Below are 18,418 nucleotides of genomic sequence, written 5' to 3'. Positions count from 1 at the left end.
CCTTCAATCTATTACCAGATTGTTCGTCGAGAAATGAGCGTAGATTTGTTTATGAATGAAACTCTAGTTCAAGCATTAGGATTTGTAGCATTAGGTTTAAACCTATGCGTTTCATCCACAATAAATGATAACCGCATGCGCGCCCTCATTTGTTTGTCTTGCTTGACCTTTGCGGTTCATTACACCTTATTAGGCGCTTTGGTTGCTGGACTGAACTTATTCGTGAATTCTTTTCGCGCATTGGTTTCGGTCAAATATAAAGGTTACCACGTCTTCTGCTTATTCCTCATCGTGCAAATCGGCATGAGTATCTATTTCTACTCAGAGCCACGTGATCTATTACCTGCCATCGCGTCATGCATCAGTTGTTATGCCTTGTTTGTTGCGGAAGGTATGCGTATGCGAATCGCGTTTTTGATTTGCACGTTAACTTGGATGGTGAATGCGGCGTTAGTCGGTTCATACGGTGGGCTGCTTAACGATTTGTTCAATGCGAGCATGCTGACAATCACCATTTTTAGGTTAAGAAAACAACAAAAATTACAAGCTCAAACAAATTAGTTCCTATTTGTATCCACGGTTCTTGATGCTACTAACCCTACGAATCCTAGTTCAAGATCCGCACCAATAATGTATAAGGAAACAACATGAAGAAAACACTACTTGGTCTTGCCACTGCTTCAATTCTTGCAGCTGGTGCTGCAAACGCTGCGGAATACAAACTTACCATTCCACACGTAACGACAGCAGACAGCTACAACCACCAGTCGTTGTTAGTTCTTAAAAACTATGTTGAATCTCGTTCAAACGGCCAAATTCAAGTAGATATCTACCCTGCAGGCCAATTGTGTGCGAACGCGAAAGAGTGTATCGCTGGGGTACAAGCAGGCATGTTTGACTACTTCCAAACTACTATTCCTGAGCTCGGCAGCTTCTGGCAACCAGTAGGCGCATTTGACCTTCCATACTTGCTACCAAATGACCGCGTAGCAGAGTGTGTGTACGACAACGAACAACTTATTGCTGACGTACGTAAAGAGCTGATGCAACGTGCGCCAAACGTGCGTCTAATGGCGGTTTCTAACTCTGGTGGCTGGCGTAACATCGCAACCACTAAGAAAGAAGTGAAGGTTCCGGGTGACGTACAAGGTCTAAAACTGCGTACGGTTCCAGCTAAAACTCAGCAAGACCTAGTAAAAGCACTGGGCGGTGCACCAACACCAATCGCATGGCCAGAAGTATACACGGCGCTATCAACAGGCATGGTTGACGGTACTAAGAACGGTATCGTAGATATCATCATGAACAAATTCCATGAAAGTATCGGTTACATGATCCTTGATGGTCACGGTTACATGGGTGGCGCTTGGGTATTCAACGACATGAAATTCAAAGCATTCCCAGATGAGCTGAAACAAGTGGTTATCGATGGTATTGCGGCACAAAACCAATACCTACGTTCTTACCCTAAACACCGCGAATACGCAGCGTATGAAGAGTTTAAGAAAGCTGGCGGTAAAGTTTACAGCCCAACTGAAGCTGAAAAACAAGCGTTCATCACTGCCGCTGCTCCTGTAAAAGCTGAGTTCTTAGCAGCAACTGGCGCTGAAGGTGAGAAATGGCTACAACGTTTTGAAAATGAAATCAAAACGTGTGAAGCGAAGATCCAAGCTGATTACGACATTCAGTTTAAATAATTCTCAGGTACTTACTGTTTGACGCGGCCTCACAGATTACCGCGCGGCGGCAAACAGTAACCAACCAAATCCAGATATAAGCAAACTAGGCGCACGACTCTTGCGGTGAAAACCAAAAGTGCGCCCTTATTTTCTCTAAATTTCGGAAGCTGTTCGAATGAAACTTATCCAAACCCCTTCTGGCTTTACTATTAGCCATAAAAACAGAACTGTATTTGAACACTCACAAGTAAGCCCTGTGGTATACCTAGGTATCGGCCAAGGCACTTTTGACATGTACCGTGGTAACTTCGATATTTCTGATTACGTATCAGAGCGTCTGCCGCTTAAGAAGTTTTCTATCACTGAGAGCGCAGATCAAATCGTAGTGACTTTCAACCTTGACGGTGAAGCAGTACTAGAAGCGCGTATGTTTGAAACGACAGAGTCTCGTCTAAAAGTTGAATTCACAGCTCTGGATGAGAAATACAATCGTTTTTGGCTACGTGTAGCAGCGACAGAGTCAGAAGCGGTTTACGGTTGTGGCGAACAGCTAAGTTACCTAAACCTACGTGGTAAAAACTTCCCGCTATGGAGCTCTGAACCAGGCGTAGGTCGTAACAAGAACACTTACACCACTTGGCAAGCTGACGTCAAAGACAAAGCGGGCGGTGATTACTACACCACCAACTACCCACAACCAACGTTTGTTTCTGACAAGAAATACTTCTGCCACCTAGAAACGCGTGCTTACGCAGATTTCGATTTTACTCACGCTGAGTACCACGAGCTGCAATGCTGGAATATTCCTGAGTATCTACTGTTTGACGCAGAAGAATCATTCCCAGCACTGATGACGAACATCACAGGTGTATTTGGTCGTCAACCAGCACTCCCTGAGTGGGTTTACAACGGTGTGATTCTGGGTATTCAAGGTGGTACGGATATCACGATTGAAAAAGTAGAAGCAGCAAAAGCGGCAGGTGTTGAAGTTGCCGGTGCATGGTGTCAAGACTGGCAAGGCATCAAGATGACGTCATTCGGTAAGCGCCTACAATGGGATTGGCAGTGGAATGCAGACCTATACCCTGGTCTAGACACTAAAATCCATGAGCTAAAAGAGCAAGGCGTGCGCTTCCTTGGTTACATCAACCCATACGTTCTGGAAGACTTCCCGCTATACAACGAAGCGTTTGAAAAAGGCTACCTAGCTACAAAAGAAGACGGCTCTAAATACGTTGTCGATTTTGGTGAGTTTGACTGTGGCGTGGTTGACTTTACCAACCCTGAAGCCTGTGAATGGTACAAAGGCGTAATCAAGAAGAACATGATCGATTTTGGCCTTGATGGCTGGATGGGTGACTTTGGTGAGTACTTACCAACGGATTGTTCTCTATACAACGGCGTAAGCGCTGAAATTGAACACAACAAATGGCCTTACCGTTGGGCGAAAGTGCAACACGAAGCGATTGAAGAAGCGGGTAAAACTGATGACATTCTATTCTTCATGCGCGCTGGTGGCACCGGTATTCAAGGTTACTGTCACGCACTATGGGCGGGCGACCAATCGGTTATCTGGGAAAAAGACGACGGTCTAGCTTCGGTTATTCCAGCTGCGCTTTCTGCTGGCCTAATGGGTAACGGTATCAGCCATAGCGATATCGGCGGCTACACTACGTTACACGGTAACACTCGTTCTAAAGAATTGTTCCAACGCTGGGCAGAAATGGCGGCATTTACGCCAATCATGCGTAGCCATGAAGGTAACCGTCCAGGCGATAACCACCAATTTGATACAGACGCTGAAACGCTAGCTCACTTAGCGCGTATGACTAAGATTTACAAGCATCTTAAGCCGTACATCAAAGCAGCGGTAGAAGAGAACGCAACCCAAGGTATGCCAGTACAGCGCCCACTGTTCATGCACTACGAGCAAGACTCTGAAGCGTACCAAATTCAGTACCAATACCTATTTGGTCGCGATTTGATGGTTGCACCGGTGTACAACCAAGGTGAAACAGTGAAAGAACTGTACCTGCCAGAAGATGAGTGGGTTCATGTATGGACTGGTGAAACCTTCACAGGTGGCTGGGTGAGCGTTGACGCACCAATCGGTCAACCACCAGTGTTCTACCGCAAGCAATCTCAGGATGCAGAATTGCTAGCTGGCATCAAGCAATTCTAGTAGTACTCTAACAACTTGGCACCGCGAGTAACTTGCTTACTGCAATGACAAGTTGTCACGAAATGGGTTAGCCAGCCCGTCTTGGCTGGCTAACCAAATTCATTATTAAAACAACAATCAGTGCCATCAATTTTGAAGGTACTCCCCAAACTCGTTTGAACAAAATTTCTGGAATAACTATGGCTGATCTAATTTTAAATAATAAAGAGTCGTTCGTAATGGATTCAATCCAAGGCACTCTTTACACCTCTACTCTTGATAACCTAACTTTCCTCGACTTTGAAAATGACATCAAAGTTGTCGCTCGCAATGATTGGAACAAAGATAAAGTGGCACTGATCTGTGGTGGTGGCTCTGGTCATGAGCCAGCACACGCAGGTTTTGTGGGTAAAGGCATGCTAACGGCTGCGGTATGTGGCGACCTATTCGCTGCGCCAAGCGTCGATTCAGTACTTAACGCAATTTTGCACGTGACTGGCGATGCAGGCTGTCTTGTTATCATCAAAAACTACACTGGTGACCGTCTAAACTTTGGTCTGGCGGTAGAAAAAGCCAAAGAGATGGGCCGTAAGGTTGATCTGATCGTCGTCGGTGATGACATCTCTATTCCGGGCAACCCTCAACCTCGCGGCATCGCAGGTACATTGTTTGTGCAAAAAGTAGCGGGTTATGTGGCTGAAAACGGCGGCACGCTAGAAGAAGTAAAACAAGCGGCAATCGACGCACACCAAAAAACCGCTTCTATCGGTGTGGCACTGACTAGCTGTTCACTACCAGGTGAAAGCAACGACCGTATTGCACAAGGTAAAGCAGAGCTTGGCCTTGGTATTCACGGCGAAGCTGGCATCGAAACGATCGATCTGCCAAAAGCAAAAGATCTTGTGACCACTATGGTGAGCAAGCTACTTGAAGCGAAACCAACCACGGACAATGCGATTCTACTTAACAACCTTGGCGGCCTATCACCAATCGAGATGAACATTGTTGCAAAAGAAGTCATGGAATCTGAACTGGGTCAAAACACCAAGTTCATCGTAAGCGGTGCGCTAATGACGGCGATTGACATGAAAGGCTTCTCTATCTCAACAATTCAACTGACCGAAGAAATCGCTAAAGCGCTTGTTTCTCCAGTAGAAACAGCGGCATGGCCAGGTGCAGTTGCACGCCGTGAAGTGCCTGTGACTAAGTGCCAAAACCAAATCGCGAAGAAGGCTTACATGCCATCGCACGACCAAGAAACGGCACTTGTGCTAAGCAAAGTATGTCAAGCGATCATCGATATCGAGGGTGAGCTAAACCACCTAGATTCAATCGTTGGTGATGGTGATACGGGTTCTACCTTTGCAGCCGGTGCGCGCAAGGTATTGGCTCAACTCGAAGCAAACAATCTACCGCTTCAAGATAAAGCAAAACTGATGACGACGATTGCAGATTGCCTAACCTCTGTAATGGGTGGCTCTTCAGGTGTTCTACTTTCTATCATGTTCACTGCGGCGGGTCGTGACTTTGAACAAAACGGTTCTTTGCCACAAGCGCTACAAGCAGGTCTTGGTCAAATGATGGCTTACGGCGGTGCGAAACCGGGCGATCGCACCATGATTGATGCACTACACCCAGCACTAGAAGCTTGGGCACAAGACGGCTTTACTGCGGCAATCGCAGCGGCGAAAGCAGGTGCAGAAGCGACCGTTAATATGACAAGCGCGAAAGCAGGCCGCTCTTCTTACCTTAACAGTGACAGCCTAAACGGCACCAAAGATCCAGGCGCATTTGCGGTAGAAACAGTATTCAGCCAGTTCTAATCGGCACAAATAATTATATCGGGGCGCAAGCTGCGCCCTTCCAATAACGTCATTTTTTGATGACGAGAAACAGAATAATTTAAAAGGATTCCATCATGGATAACATCATCATCTCTCCTAGCAAATACATCCAAGGCGAAGGCTCACTAGACAACATCGGTAAATACGTATCGGTATTTGGCAAAAAGCCACTAGCAATCGCTGATGATTTCGTAATGGGCTTAGTACGTGACCGTGCGGAAACGAGCATTGTCGGTGAAGGTCTAGAAGTGAACTTCAATACCTTTGGTGGCGAATGTTGTCGCGTAGAGATTGAGCGTCTAATCGATGTGCGTAATGAGCAAGGCAACGATGTCATCATTGGCTTTGGTGGCGGTAAAACACTGGATACAGCAAAAGCGGTTGCTTACTATGCAAAAGTGCCAGTCGTTATCGTACCGACTATCGCATCCACTGATGCACCAACTTCAGCGCTAGCCGTAATTTATACGCCTGAAGGTGAGTTTAGTGAGTACTTACTATTCCCGCAAAACCCGAACATGGTCATTATGGACACGGGCATCATCGCAGCGGCTCCAGTACGCACGTTAGTGGCTGGTATGGGTGATGCGCTATCAACTTACTTTGAAGCACGTGCAAACGGCCTATCTGGTAAAGCAACAATGGCGGGTGGTGCACCAACTCGCTCAGCGCAAGCGCTAGCGAAACTATGTTACGAAACACTGATCGCTGATGGCGTAAAAGCAAAAGCAGCGGTTGAAAATGGTGTCTCAACCAAAGCGGTTGAGAACATCATCGAAGCGAACACTTACCTATCTGGTATCGGTTTTGAAAGCTCAGGTCTTGCGGGTGCACACGCAATCCACAACGGCCTAACTAAGCTTGAAGAGTGTCACCACCTGCTACACGGTGAGAAAGTGGCATTCGGTACGCTAACTCAGCTAGTACTAGAAAACGCAGCGCAAGCTGAAATCGAAGAAGTACTTAACTTCTGCCGCGCAGTAGGCCTACCAACTAACCTACACCAAATGGGCGTGAAAGAACTTAACCATGAAAAATTGATGGAAGTGGCAGAAGCATCATGTGCGGAAGGCGAAACTATTCACAATATGCCTTTCCCAGTAACAGCTAAGTCTGTTTACGCAGCGATTCTAACAGCGCATAAGCTAGGTCTATAAACCCTCTTGTTTGAGGTATAATAAAAGGCGTGAAACGGCTTCTTCGGAAGCCGTTTTTTTATGGCTGCAATCTAAGTGTCTAATTGATCTTTGTGCAAGCCAATCAGGTTATTTTAAGACCAGCGATTTATGATTGATAAAACTCAGCGGTGTTCGCCCTGTCTGTTTCTTAAAAAAGGCAATAAAGGCACTGTCAGAAGAGAACCCTAGCTGGTGGCCAACATCACTCACTTGCATTTCACGAGAAAGTAATTCAATCGCTTTGAGCAAGCGCCATTGCTGTTTCCAGTCTTGATACGACATTCCGGTTTCGGATTTGAATAAGCGCGTGATGGTTTTACTACTTGCCCCGATGGAGTTTGCTAGCGAAGTAAGATCCGGTACTAAGTAAGAATCCTGCATCAACTGTTCACGGAAGGGTTTGAGCCTGCGATGGGATGGTAAAGGCAGTTGGAAAGAGTGTCGTTTTGCCGCATAAAACTCCTCCCAAAATAGCGCCGTGGTTTTTGTTGTCTCCTCTTCAGGTTTATCCCATGCCCATAGTGCCATTTTATCGATAAGCGCTTTTAGTAAAGCATCGACTTCAATCACGGTAATCTCATGTGGGCAGTCAAATACCGAGCAATCGAAGTATAACGAGCGGTATGCAACGACATTGGTCATCATCGCTCGATGCTGGGTTGATGGTGGAATCCACACCGCTTTAGTCGGCGGTAAAATGCATAACGCATTGTCTAAAGCAAAGCTCATACACCCCTGAGGAGCAAAGAGTAATTGCCCTTTTTCATGATGGTGCATGCCTGAGTCATGTTTGCCTACGTCGGCTGCAATACCAATAACAGGGGCGTTTAAATGATCGGGATCGAATCCAATTTGCTGATCAATAATGGCCATTTGTCCGAATTTTGATGTTTTTGGTTTTTATGTTGTTAATGGGTAAAGGGTAGCCCCATTTATACTGCGCGCCAAGTTAATTAAGAATGAGGATTCAAGATGAATACCAAACCTTCATTAAGGTTGATGGTGGTAATGTTGATGTTTCCCCAAGTGGTAGAAACCATATATAGCCCCGCTCTAGGCTCGATTGCTCAATCGTTCGCAATCACTGACTCACAAGCCGCTCAGACGCTGTCGGTTTACTTTCTCGCTTTTGCGTTTGGCGTGGTTGTATGGGGAATATTGGCAGACAAATTTGGTCGACGACCAACCATGCTGGTGGGGTTACTGATTTACGCTTTTGCTGCTTTGGTGGCAATGCTGACTGATAACTTCGCTGTACTCATGCTTGCTCGTGCGCTCAGTGCCTTTGGTATTGCGGTTGGCTCGGTGGTCACACAGACCATGCTCCGTGATGTGTTTAACGGTGAAGAGCTCGCTAAAGTATTTAGCCTTATGGGAATAGGAATCGCCATTAGCCCTGTACTAGGTATGCTGCTAGGTGGTCAACTCACTGCGATTGCCGGGTATCACTCGGTGTTCTTGGCGCTTTTTGTGATGGCACTGATGTTATTGGGCTATAACCTGTTTAAATTGCCCGAAACGCGGCAAGAACCGCAGCCTGTAGCCTTGGTTCACTTGAGCTTTCGTATGCTTAAAGATAAACACATTTTGTACTCGGCGTTATTGGTCGCGCTCTACAATATTGCGCTTTTTGCGTATTACCAACTTGGTGCGTTTGCTTTTAGTGAATTAGGTTACGCTTCAGAGCAATTTGGCTACAGTGGCATTGCGTTAGGGCTTGGCACGTTGCTGGGCAGCTATTTAAATAAATCATTACTTGCTCGAAAAGTAGCGCAAGACGCTCGATTGCTAGTCGCAGCTATATTACTAACAATCGGTGCGGTTGGGGTTTATGCCCTGCAGGGTTCTATCTGGTTTGTGGCACCCATGATGTTCGTTGTGGTGGCATTTGGTATCGCGATCCCTAATGTATTGAGTGTTGCCTTGGTGAATTATAAGCAGCAAGTGGGCAGTGCAGGAGCATTGTTTGGGTTGTTGTATTACTTAATGATCGGCGGCGGTCTAGCGTTGGCTGGTGGCATTCAGCAGTTAGGAATCGTATTACTTGCTTGTAGTGTCGCGACGCTGTTGGTGACCGTCTTACGTAATAAAGGCAGTCGATGATAGTGACTCTAGGCTCTGGTCGCAGTGTTTACTTACCATGAATCTTAAAGCTGGCCATCAATCACCGATCTACAGAGACGAGTGTATCGTCTCTGTATTTACAGAACGGTAGATGCTGAATCTCACTAAGAGGCACAATGCATTTTAGTGAGAAACGAGTTTAAGCCAGCATGGCTTCTACTTGAGCATCGCTTGGCACTGAACCAGTATGAACAACCTTTCCGTCAATGGCGATGCCCGGAGTGCTCATGACTCCTGCTTGCATAATGGCCATCATGCTGGTTTCTTTACTTACTTCGATTTCGATGCCATTTGCTTGTGCAAAAGCCTGAAGTTTTTCCGCAGTGATTGTGCAATTTTTGCAGCCTGAACCGTATACAACGACCTTTTTCATATTACATTCCTATAAGATTAAACATATTAAAGAACCATCCGATCACTGACATAGAAATCAGCAGATAAACAAAAATCAGTCCAAGAAGCTTAAAAGTCATGACTTGTTTGAGCATGGTGAATTCAGGGATGCTCACCGCCACTGAACTCATACAGAATGCAAGCGTGGTTCCCAAAGGTAAGCCTTTGGCCAATAAGCTGCTCATAATGGGAATAATGGCTGTCGCATTGGTATACATAGGGATACCGACCAACGTTGCCGCAGGAACGCTCCACCATTGGCCTTGACCTAAATGTTGGGCAAACCAATCCGCAGGAACCATGCCGTGAATTAAAGCGCCGATACCCACACCGACAATTACCCATTTCCAAATGCGTTTGAAAATAGTCACCGCTTCATCCTGAGCGAAATCGTGGCGCTGCTTAAGTGATAGCTTCAGCGGTTGATGATTAATGGTACTAGGCTCCGTACTTTGCTGGTACATGCTGGCAAGTTCTGGAATGAGCCAGCGCTCGGCTTTAAACCAATCAATCACCAAGCCGCCAAGAATACCTAATGCCATCCCCACAACCACATACATGATGGTGAACTTGAGACCAAGCATACTGCCCAGCATCACCAACGCGATTTCGTTAATTAGAGGCGAGGTAAGCAAAAATGAAATGGTCACTCCAAGGGGAATTCGAGCAGAAACAAACCCTAAAAAGAGAGGGATAGAACTGCAAGAGCAAAAAGGTGTGATTGCACCAAAAACCGAACCTAAGAAATAGCCGAGAAAGCGATTTTTTCCTTGCAGATAATCTCTGACTCTTTCTGGGTTTAGCCCCGCCCTTAATAGCGCAATGACATAAATTAAAATCAGCAGAAGCGCGAATATCTTCGTCGTATCTTCAATGAAGAAATGCAAGCTGTTAGCCCATTTGCTTTCGGGTTGCATATTCAGCATCCCAAAAGTAATGAAATCAGCTAAGTGAGTGAATACTTCTAGCATCAGCAGCTACCACAAGTGCAAACATTTGGATTTTGTTTGGTATAGCTACACTCGATGAAATTGAGCACACAAGTCATTTCAAGTTTATAGAAAACGTTTTTGCCTTTGCGTTCAGAAGATAGGACTTTCACGTCTTGAAGTTGCTTCAAGTGGCGGGAAATCACTGACATATCAAGAGTCAGTGCATCATTGATTTCACAGACACATTTTTCACCTTCAGCGAGCAACATAATGATTTGCAGGCGAGCTGGGTGAGCGAGAGCTTTAAAAAAATCGGCTTGAATTGCGAGTTGTTGTTCGTTCATCGCTAACATCCTTGGTTCTAATCAGTAAGATAACATTTGCAGAATATTACAATTGTTTAATTCTGCAAATGTCGAATTTTGCAAACATAAGATTGTGCAAATGGAATGATTGGATACCAAAGATCAAATTAGCTTTTTAAACCTCGTTGTCACTTGTGCAAAATCTGCATAAGTGCTGTTCCGCTGCGCTAGTTTTTCTCCATTCTTTGCTCTCTATAATGCCCCTCATCCGCTGAGACGTACAAAATTTGTCAATTGAGAGAGTGAGTATGACGACGAAATATGAAAATGCAGTGCTAGATGACAGCGCTCTAATTGAAGGCTTGAAATCAATTAATCCAGTATGGGGAGATATGACCGTTCGTGTGGCCGGTGAAGCATGGGGTATGCCGCTTATCGATCAGAAAACCAAAGCGCTGATTAGTATCGCGATTGATCAAATGGCGCTTAATGTCACTGGTGAAGGGAACCCGTTTGGTGCACACGTTGATATGGCACTTAAGCAAGGTGTGACTTACGCAGAGCTTGAAGAATTGATCGTTTTCACATCGGTTTACACTGGCTTTAACAAAGGGGCAACCACCATGGGCGCGCTAAACAAAATCCGTCATGAACGAGGAGACATCTAATGGCGATTCCAGGACTAAAAAAACCGGATCATATTGGTTTCACGGTGCCGAATCTTGATCTAGCGATTGCATTCTTTCGTGATCATTTTGAGTTTGAATTGGCTTACGAATTTGGCCCGTTTGCTGCTGATGACAATTGGATGGCGGATCATCTAAACGTGAATCCACGTGCTGAAATCACCAAGATCGCTGTGATGAATGCTAAGGGGATCAACCTTGAGATCTTTGAATATGCAGACACGGTAGATCGTAACCAAACCGCACCGAATAACGCGGATATTGGTGGTCACCACCTGGCGTTCTACGTTGAGGACATGACGGCGGCAGTGACCTACCTGAAACAACAAGGTATTGAAGTTCTGGGCGAGCCAACAGTAATGACGGAAGGGCCAACAGAAGGTGAGTCTTGGGTCTATTTTATGGCGCCGTGGGGAATGCAACTTGAGTTGGTCTCATACCCAAATGGTAAAGCGTACGCTCGTCACTCATCTGTTGCTTTGTTTGACCCGCGATGAACGTTATTTACATTTTATTGATCGTGGTTGCCGGAATGGGCTTGTCTTTTGAGGCAGGCCTACTGGGACCGCTTGGCGAGCAAGTCGGTCATTTGTGGGCAACGCTAAGTATTTTTGGCGTTGGCACCGCATTGCTTTGGCTGATTCGCCATTTTACCCCGCACGGAAAATTTACGGATTGGAATTCGATTCCTAAGTGGCAACTGATTGGTGGCTTATTAGGGCCGATTTATGTGGTTGCGCTGACGTTATCCACGCCAATTTTGGGTGTCGCGATGAGCATGATCTGCGTGTTGTTAGGACAAGTAACCAAGAGCTTTGCGATTGACTATTTTGGCTGGTTTGCGATGCCAAAGCAAACGACCAACCCGCTACGGGTGCTGAGTTTAGTGTTTATCTTTTTAGCGCTTTGTTTTGTCTATTTAGGAGCTCAATCATGACCTTGATTATCATACTCGCGATTGCATCGGGTATGGCGCTCAGTGCTCAGGCGGCGATAAATGGTCAACTGGGTGCAAAAGTCGGCGTAATAGAAAGCGCTTTACTGACATTTAGTATCGGCACGGTCGTAACGAGTTTATTGATTTTCTTTTTTGAACCGAGCTATGAAGCAACATTGTTTACGGTGCCAAAATGGCAATTAGCCGGCGCATTATTTGGCATTGTTTACATGATCGTGATGGTCGCGGCAGTGCCAAAAGTAGGCGTTGCAATTGCAACGGTTTCGACCATTTTGGGGCAGATGATGATGAGCTTAGTGATTGATACACAAGGCTGGTTAGGCAACCCACCAATTGAACTCAATTATTGGCGTGTTGCTGCAATGGTCTGTATTGCGTGTGCCTTGTTATGTATTTATCTAGCCAACCGTCAAACGCAACGCTCAAGTAAAGCCGCTGCGTGCGACATAAACCCAACATCAACCGCTCAGACAAAGGATGCACTGCATGTCAGCTAAAACCTTAATGGTATTTTTTAACCTAAAACCAACCACTAACGAAGCTCAATATCTTGAATGGGCCAAGCAGTCTGATCTGCCAACCGTAAATCAGCTGACTAGCGTTTCCTCATTTGAAGTTTACAAGAGCATCAGTATGTTTGGTCAAGACAAGCCATCTCCGTGGGATTACTTTGAAGTGATTCAAATTGACTCGGAAGATGCTTTTATGAGTGATATTCAAACAGACGTAATGCAGAAGATTGTTGAGCAGTTCCAGTCATTTACTGAAGATGCGCATTTTATTGTCACGGAAAATATTCTCACGGCGTGATTGATAATCTAAAGACAAGTTATTTATTAGCTTGTCTTTTTTTATGTTTCGACCTTAGGCTTAGCTAACGCGATTAGGAGAATGCTTGTGAATTACGATGTGTCCTTGCTCGACATAAAACTGTTTTTGATGACGATTCAATATGGCAATTTTTCTGAGGTGGCTCGCCGTCAAGATATGACGCCCTCATCGGTTTCTCGCAAAATATCTCAACTAGAAGAGAAGGTTGGCACTAAACTATTACACCGCCATACGCGCTCCATATCATTGACGGATGAAGGGGCTGCATTTGGTAAGCATTGTGCAGAAATCATTGCACAGTATGAGCTGGTGGTTGAGCGTATAGAGCAGCGTGCCGACACGCCTCGTGGCACGGTTAAGTTAAGTGTCCCCGTCGCTTTTGGCCGATTGCATATTGCGCCCTATTTATCGGAAATATTAGAGCGTTATCCACTACTCAAAATAGAGATTCAGCAAACCGATACGTTTGTAGACCCCGCCGCAGAGGCGATTGATCTGATGATTCGCATTGGTGTACCTCAAGACTCTTCGCTGCGAATGAAAACCTTTGGTAAGCAGCGTTATGTGATGGCAGCAAGCCCCAGTTACCTTAAGTCTTATGGGGCGCCATTGGAGCCTAACGATCTTAAGCAACATAATTGCTTGGTGTTCAAAGGCACTAACGGTTTGCAGCGCTGGTTTATCGGGCGCGATAAGTTAGAACCGTATGAGGTTTCTGGCTCACTCTATAGTAATAATGCTGAAACGCTGGTGGCAGGCGCTGTTGGTGGCAGCGGCATTGTCGTTTTTCCTACTTGGTTGATCGGTGAGGAGCTAAAAAATGGCAAGCTGATCCCTGTGATGGAAGATTATCTCGTTTCGACCAGTTTAGAGCAGCAGTTGATCAGCGCTTTGTATCTCGATACTGATAACCTTGCCGCTAAAGTCAGAGTGGTGATTGATTTTCTCGCTGAGAAATTTACACATGCCAGTGATTCGACCTTGTGTTATTGGGATGTTTAGCTTCTGCTGTTTCCCATCGATAACGGGTCATTCCCGCAAGGGCGGGAATGTTTTAACGCTGAAACATTTGAGATCTGACGGACGTCGCTCCTAATGTTGTGATTCGATATGGCGCGCTTTTTTTCGAACTGATGAGTTTTTTACTCTTTAAGCGCTTAAATACCTCCATGGAGCAATCCGTCAGGATATGCCCTTCGCGGGAATAACAAAATATTTGACTGATTTTACTATTGTCACTGCGCACGTATTGGATTTCGCCACCTAGTGCGAGTACGTGTAGAACTCTCTGTTCGTGTTTTGAAATATTCATTGAATGTATCTCTAACTGTGTTGATGAAAGGGCAGCATTGTGCCCCTTCGCTTATTTATTCAACTTGTTCACTTGGGTGACCCCACATCAAAGGAGAGGCGTAAGGGCCTGTCACTGATGAGGTTGATTCACCGAGATTATCTAGCGCACCTGGTGTTAACTCTCTTGCGAACCAACATTCAAGAGGTGCAAGGGTTTTAACCGGCGGTAAGACGTTATGTGGCGTGTTATAGCGATTACCGTAATGGAAAGGTTCACCCATCACAAAGATCACATCAGCATCGAGTTCGCTTTCGGCTTGTTCCATTAGTCGTGTTGCGATTCCTTTACCTTGGAACTGAGGAAGTACCGCAAGCGGCGCTAATACATAACATTTCAGGTGCGGTGCTTTATCAATCGTGATTGGTGTATAGCAAGCGTGCGCCACACCTTCATACACGATGGAATAGCTTCCGTCGGCAATCAGCGCATCGGCAAATTCAGCATACAGTTTTGCATGTCGTTCATCATAAAGACCGCCTGCTGTTGCAAATGCCTCATATTGAATTTGATAGGGAGTGCTCATTCTATTTGTCTCTCTAATTATAAACCGACTGGTCAGTCGGTGATTTTGCTTTAAAAAAATCACGCATTGAGAAATGCGTGATCATCAGCGAAGTTAGCAATATTTTTTCGTAAACTCTTGCTTGATTTCGTTGATAGGGAAATCGTCGTTCAGCAGATAATTCATAGCAATGCCATCAATCTCGGCAATAAACATTTTGGTGATGACCGCCGGGTTTTCATACCCTAAAGCGTGAAACACCTCTTCTGTCGACACCTGCAATCCTCGGTATCTATCTTCGATCAAGTCAACCACGATAGCTCTGGTGGTCGGATGCACCATCACACTGAAGTTAAACTGGTACATCTTTCGATGTTCTGGCTTCATCATGCCTTCGAAAATCGAGTCGATTAATGACTCCATTCGAATCTCATTGGCATCAACATTTGCATCTTGTTGATCCGCTTCCTCGATGACAGATGTGATATGAACAAACACTTCTCTGAGCAGATCATTCTTGTTCTTGAAGTGGTGAAAGACGAGCCCTTTGGATACTTCTGCTTCTTCACAGATCAATGAAATCGGTGTTTTTTCAAACCCATGCTCTGCAAATAAGCGAGTCGCAACGTCAATAATGTTCTGTCTTTTGTCCATAGTGTTCACTTGTTGAAAGTTAACTGACCGTTCGGTCGGTTTGTAATTTAAGGATCGTCAATGATCTTGTCAAGCGTTTTGATGGATTGTTCATATGCTTGTCTGTCGAACCATAGCAAAGTAAGTGTTCGAGGTTTCTCTGGGGGTAAGTAAACCTCAAGATTAGGTTTGGTTGTCGACCAAAAGCGAAATATTTTCTTCGTTCGTGTTTTCTTAACCCTGCGTTAACTCGCCACCGCATATAGTCGCCAAAATTTGCCGATGTGCCCAACCCAATTGCGGTACATCCTCACGTCTTTATGAATGAATGTTGGAAAACAGATGCAAGCAAAAGGGTTTACGTTAATTGAACTGGTTATCGTTATTGTCATCCTTGGCATATTGTCCGTTACTGCGGCTCCGCGCTTTTTAAATCTGCAAGATGATGCGCGAGATGCGGCAATAAGTGGTTTGAAAGGGGCGTTTCTCAGTTCTATGGGGATAGTGTATAGCAAGGCGGTTGTCTTAGACGTTGAACATTTGAGTGAAACCAGTATCGATACCGATGCGGATGGTCGCGCAGATTTAGATATTGCTTATGGTTATCCAAAAGCGACGCTGGAGGACCTCTCGATAGTGATTGGTGGCTTACAACAAGATTGGCTGTATCGAACAGAGCCGATAAGCGGCGTGATTTATTTTGGCTTGTCAGGTTATGAGCAATCTTGTCTTAAGTATTCACAGGCGACTACATCGAGCGCCGCTGTTGCTGTCATTGTTGATAACTCAACAGAGTGTCATGACCTCATCCAGCCAAACTATCAAAATAGAATCAAGCAAAGCTTTACCGCAAGGATGCGTTTGTTTTGTTTGTGAATGATTTATTGAAACGATAAAAATAAATCATCAAAACAAGGTTTAACGTTAACTGAGCGTTAACCATCAAAAACTTAAAATATGAACCATATCACACACTGTGCCTCTTAAAGCAAAGGCTTTGAGACGGAATTTAACTTGTTAGATGGATGACAAGAAACAAGAGGCGAGTGAACCCAGGCTTGGAGCGACAACGGTCGTATTCCAACGGTTACTAAAGCATGAAGGTTTCTAATGTCTGATTTTTACTTGTTATACCAACCAAAGATGAACGACAACGTTATTGTTGGTCTTGAAGCATTGTTAAGACCCGTTAACGCGATGCAATCCGTACCAGAATACTTAGCCAATGTAACCAATACAGTGGCGTTGGATCTGATGGTGATGAAGCTATGTCTGAAAGACGTCGAGCAACATGGCATCAAGATTCCTGTTTCTATCAATATTCACCCAACATCTTTGTTGAACGATTATTTCGTTTTCAGTGCGATTAGGCAGTTAAAAGATCACCACATTGTTCTCGAATTGGTTGAACACCAAGACGTGGATTTGAATGATAAGTTTATTAATAACGTATCTCTGCTTAAACAAAACAACATCGAGATATCGATTGATGACTTTGGTAAAGACTTTGCGCGCACCGATCTCGCCTTAACGATTGGCGCAGATGAAGTGAAATTCGACCGTTCTTTGGTTCAAGACATCGAAACCAATTACAGCAAATTTAGACATTTATCTTTTCTTTACTCAAAAATCATCACCTTGTGTACTCGTAAAGTGATTTTGAAGGCGTAGAAAATCTGCGCCAGAAAGAGTTGATTGAATTGTTTGCTGAGAGCCCAGTGATTCAAGGTTTTTACTTTTATAAACCGATGCCGCTGGAAGAGATCGTTCAGTTAGAGAGCTTTGTTAATCAGGCGCCAGAAAGGCATTTAGAGGAAGCTCAACGTCTAGGCTTGGACTTGGATTACAAGCTCTATAGCTTCTTGGTAGAAAACGATGTTGGCTCACTCAGAGATGAGGCAGTAAACCGTTTTATTGAGCAAAACGATTTGTTGGGTTTGGTGCATAACCAAGACATCAACGTGACGCTGAAAAACTTGCGCGACATCTATTTCAATAATTCAACCATCATTGGTAATGGTGTGATGTCCTTGATTGATTCAACCGAAAAGCTGGTCATTATTCGTAACGAGCAAGGGGTTGTGATGTACGACAACACAGCGCACCGAGAATTGGTGGGAACGAGTATTGTCGGCGTCGATCCGCAAGACATCATCAGTGAGAACGAAAGCTATCGCCTGTGTTTAGAGAAAGATAAGTTCATCTTGTTTGATGACGAGTTGATGTTTCACAAAGATAAAGAGTTCTTTGATGGGGTTGAGTACGAGACCATTCGCGAGAAGATGGTCTACAACGATAAGAAATTCATCATTACCACCGTGTGCCCATCAAATGTGGGGCTAATGGATGTGAGCAAAGACGAGTTAACCAAGTGCTACACCCGATCGTTTTTAAAATACCAATTGAGCTCGTATGACGACCGTATCGTTGCGTTTTTAGATATGAATGGCTTTAAAGCGGTGAATGATACCTATGGGCATCGAGTTGGTGATGGCTGTTTGGTGGATTTCGCTTGTTTACTGAAATCATCACTGCGCGAGAAGGACTTGGTGATCCGCTATGGTGGTGATGAGTTTGTGATTATTTTTGATTCGTCCGCCTATGACGATATCGAAAACAGACTGAATTCACTGAATGCCAAGATGGCGTCTTACTTTGCGAAAAAAGGTTACGACTTATCGTTTGCTTATGGTCTCGCCAAAGTGAGTAATCACGATATCCATACGGCAATAGAAATTGCTGACAGAAATATGTACGCGGCGAAGCGTCAGATCAAACGCCAGCGAAGCGTTGATTTTGTAATTTAAGTGATTAGACAGGGACGTCTCAAATTTCTAG

Annotated in this window: 22 protein-coding genes; 15 read left to right on the top strand and 7 right to left on the bottom strand. The window is 44.9% G+C overall.

The features are described 5' to 3' along the window. The first annotated feature begins 33 nt into the window (after window positions 1-33). From Vt282_RS19770 to Vt282_RS19750, 5 genes are all read left to right on the top strand, one after another. Window positions 34-561 carry a YgjV family protein gene (locus Vt282_RS19770; RefSeq protein ID WP_332057991.1) on the top strand — a complete coding sequence of 176 codons (528 nt, stop codon included), beginning with the start codon at window positions 34-36 and terminating at the stop codon, window positions 559-561. Between the two features lie 86 nt (window positions 562-647). After that, on the top strand, window positions 648-1,697 hold the full coding sequence (locus tag Vt282_RS19765) for a TRAP transporter substrate-binding protein (RefSeq protein WP_162048595.1): 1,050 nt from the start codon (window positions 648-650) through the stop codon (window positions 1,695-1,697). A 157-nt stretch (window positions 1,698-1,854) separates the two neighbouring features. Continuing rightward, the gene (locus Vt282_RS19760; protein WP_162064499.1) at window positions 1,855-3,861 is read left to right on the top strand and encodes an alpha-glucosidase; all 2,007 of its coding nucleotides are present in this window, start codon (window positions 1,855-1,857) and stop codon (window positions 3,859-3,861) included. Between the two features lie 179 nt (window positions 3,862-4,040). Continuing rightward, a complete protein-coding gene (locus tag Vt282_RS19755) occupies window positions 4,041-5,663 on the top strand; it encodes a dihydroxyacetone kinase subunit DhaK (protein ID WP_162064498.1) in 1,623 nt (540 codons plus the stop codon). Window positions 5,664-5,758: 95 nt separating this feature from the next. Beyond that, a complete protein-coding gene (locus tag Vt282_RS19750) occupies window positions 5,759-6,841 on the top strand; it encodes a glycerol dehydrogenase (RefSeq protein WP_162048592.1) in 1,083 nt (360 codons plus the stop codon). A gap of 108 nt (window positions 6,842-6,949) precedes the next feature. Here Vt282_RS19750 and Vt282_RS19745 read toward each other — a convergent pair whose 3' ends face one another. Then, the gene (locus Vt282_RS19745; protein ID WP_162064497.1) at window positions 6,950-7,735 is read right to left on the bottom strand and encodes an AraC family transcriptional regulator; all 786 of its coding nucleotides are present in this window, start codon (window positions 7,733-7,735) and stop codon (window positions 6,950-6,952) included. A gap of 99 nt (window positions 7,736-7,834) precedes the next feature. On the opposite strand from Vt282_RS19745, the gene Vt282_RS19740 reads away from it, so the two are divergent. After that, on the top strand, window positions 7,835-8,965 hold the full coding sequence (locus tag Vt282_RS19740) for a multidrug effflux MFS transporter (protein WP_162064496.1): 1,131 nt from the start codon (window positions 7,835-7,837) through the stop codon (window positions 8,963-8,965). A 160-nt stretch (window positions 8,966-9,125) separates the two neighbouring features. On the opposite strand, the gene Vt282_RS19735 is transcribed toward Vt282_RS19740, so the two are convergent. Genes Vt282_RS19735 through Vt282_RS19725 form a run of 3 tightly spaced genes read right to left on the bottom strand, consistent with a single transcriptional unit; the run spans window position 9,126 to window position 10,655 of the window. Continuing rightward, a complete protein-coding gene (locus Vt282_RS19735; RefSeq protein WP_162064495.1) occupies window positions 9,126-9,359 on the bottom strand; it encodes a thioredoxin family protein in 234 nt (77 codons plus the stop codon). A gap of 1 nt (window position 9,360) precedes the next feature. Next, window positions 9,361-10,350 (bottom strand): permease, encoded by a 990-nt coding sequence (locus tag Vt282_RS19730; RefSeq protein ID WP_162064494.1) that lies wholly within the window; start codon window positions 10,348-10,350, stop codon window positions 9,361-9,363. Then, window positions 10,350-10,655 carry an ArsR/SmtB family transcription factor gene (locus tag Vt282_RS19725; RefSeq protein ID WP_162064493.1) on the bottom strand — a complete coding sequence of 102 codons (306 nt, stop codon included), beginning with the start codon at window positions 10,653-10,655 and terminating at the stop codon, window positions 10,350-10,352. The genes Vt282_RS19730 and Vt282_RS19725 overlap by 1 nt, the downstream gene beginning before the upstream one ends. Window positions 10,656-10,924: 269 nt before the next feature. Between Vt282_RS19725 and Vt282_RS19720 the strand changes: the two genes are divergently transcribed. The 6 genes from Vt282_RS19720 (at window position 10,925) to Vt282_RS19695 (ending at window position 14,093) form a co-directional block, all read left to right on the top strand. Continuing rightward, complete coding sequence (locus Vt282_RS19720; RefSeq protein ID WP_162064492.1) at window positions 10,925-11,284, top strand: carboxymuconolactone decarboxylase family protein; 360 nt, start codon at window positions 10,925-10,927, stop codon at window positions 11,282-11,284. Then, window positions 11,284-11,799, top strand: coding sequence for a VOC family protein (locus tag Vt282_RS19715; protein WP_162064491.1), 516 nt, complete (start codon window positions 11,284-11,286; stop codon window positions 11,797-11,799). The genes Vt282_RS19720 and Vt282_RS19715 overlap by 1 nt, the downstream gene beginning before the upstream one ends. Beyond that, on the top strand, window positions 11,796-12,239 hold the full coding sequence (locus Vt282_RS19710; RefSeq protein WP_162064490.1) for a DMT family transporter: 444 nt from the start codon (window positions 11,796-11,798) through the stop codon (window positions 12,237-12,239). Before Vt282_RS19715 ends, Vt282_RS19710 begins: the two co-directional genes overlap by 4 nt. Continuing rightward, window positions 12,236-12,757, top strand: a complete 522-nt coding sequence (locus tag Vt282_RS19705; protein ID WP_232055247.1) for a DMT family transporter — start codon at window positions 12,236-12,238, stop codon at window positions 12,755-12,757. Before Vt282_RS19710 ends, Vt282_RS19705 begins: the two co-directional genes overlap by 4 nt. After that, window positions 12,747-13,070, top strand: a complete 324-nt coding sequence (locus Vt282_RS19700) for a hypothetical protein (protein WP_162064489.1) — start codon at window positions 12,747-12,749, stop codon at window positions 13,068-13,070. The genes Vt282_RS19705 and Vt282_RS19700 overlap by 11 nt, the downstream gene beginning before the upstream one ends. Before the next feature lie 87 nt (window positions 13,071-13,157). Continuing rightward, window positions 13,158-14,093, top strand: coding sequence for a LysR family transcriptional regulator (locus Vt282_RS19695; protein ID WP_162064488.1), 936 nt, complete (start codon window positions 13,158-13,160; stop codon window positions 14,091-14,093). 52 nt (window positions 14,094-14,145) lie between these two features. Here Vt282_RS19695 and Vt282_RS19690 read toward each other — a convergent pair whose 3' ends face one another. The 3 genes from Vt282_RS19690 to Vt282_RS19680 all read right to left on the bottom strand — a co-directional run bounded on the left by Vt282_RS19690 (window position 14,146) and on the right by Vt282_RS19680 (window position 15,601). After that, window positions 14,146-14,403 carry a YjhX family toxin gene (locus Vt282_RS19690; RefSeq protein WP_162048581.1) on the bottom strand — a complete coding sequence of 86 codons (258 nt, stop codon included), beginning with the start codon at window positions 14,401-14,403 and terminating at the stop codon, window positions 14,146-14,148. Window positions 14,404-14,458: 55 nt separating this feature from the next. After that, window positions 14,459-14,968, bottom strand: a complete 510-nt coding sequence (locus Vt282_RS19685) for a GNAT family N-acetyltransferase (RefSeq protein WP_162064487.1) — start codon at window positions 14,966-14,968, stop codon at window positions 14,459-14,461. Window positions 14,969-15,061: 93 nt separating this feature from the next. Then, window positions 15,062-15,601: a TetR/AcrR family transcriptional regulator gene (locus Vt282_RS19680; RefSeq protein ID WP_162048579.1), complete on the bottom strand. Its 540-nt coding sequence runs from the start codon at window positions 15,599-15,601 to the stop codon at window positions 15,062-15,064. A 321-nt stretch (window positions 15,602-15,922) separates the two neighbouring features. Between Vt282_RS19680 and Vt282_RS19675 the strand changes: the two genes are divergently transcribed. From Vt282_RS19675 to Vt282_RS19670, 3 genes are all read left to right on the top strand, one after another. After that, window positions 15,923-16,456, top strand: coding sequence for a prepilin-type N-terminal cleavage/methylation domain-containing protein (locus Vt282_RS19675; protein ID WP_162064486.1), 534 nt, complete (start codon window positions 15,923-15,925; stop codon window positions 16,454-16,456). Window positions 16,457-16,690: 234 nt separating this feature from the next. Then, window positions 16,691-17,251, top strand: coding sequence for an EAL domain-containing protein (locus Vt282_RS21145; protein ID WP_232055246.1), 561 nt, complete (start codon window positions 16,691-16,693; stop codon window positions 17,249-17,251). A 29-nt stretch (window positions 17,252-17,280) separates the two neighbouring features. Then, a complete protein-coding gene (locus tag Vt282_RS19670) occupies window positions 17,281-18,387 on the top strand; it encodes a GGDEF domain-containing protein (protein ID WP_232055245.1) in 1,107 nt (368 codons plus the stop codon). The last annotated feature ends 31 nt before the right edge of the window (window positions 18,388-18,418 follow it).

Source organism: Vibrio taketomensis, assembly GCF_009938165.1.
GTDB classification, from domain to species: domain Bacteria; phylum Pseudomonadota; class Gammaproteobacteria; order Enterobacterales; family Vibrionaceae; genus Vibrio; species Vibrio taketomensis.
Note: the sequence above shows the minus strand (reverse complement) of the source record. Positions and strands in the feature narration are given on the sequence as shown.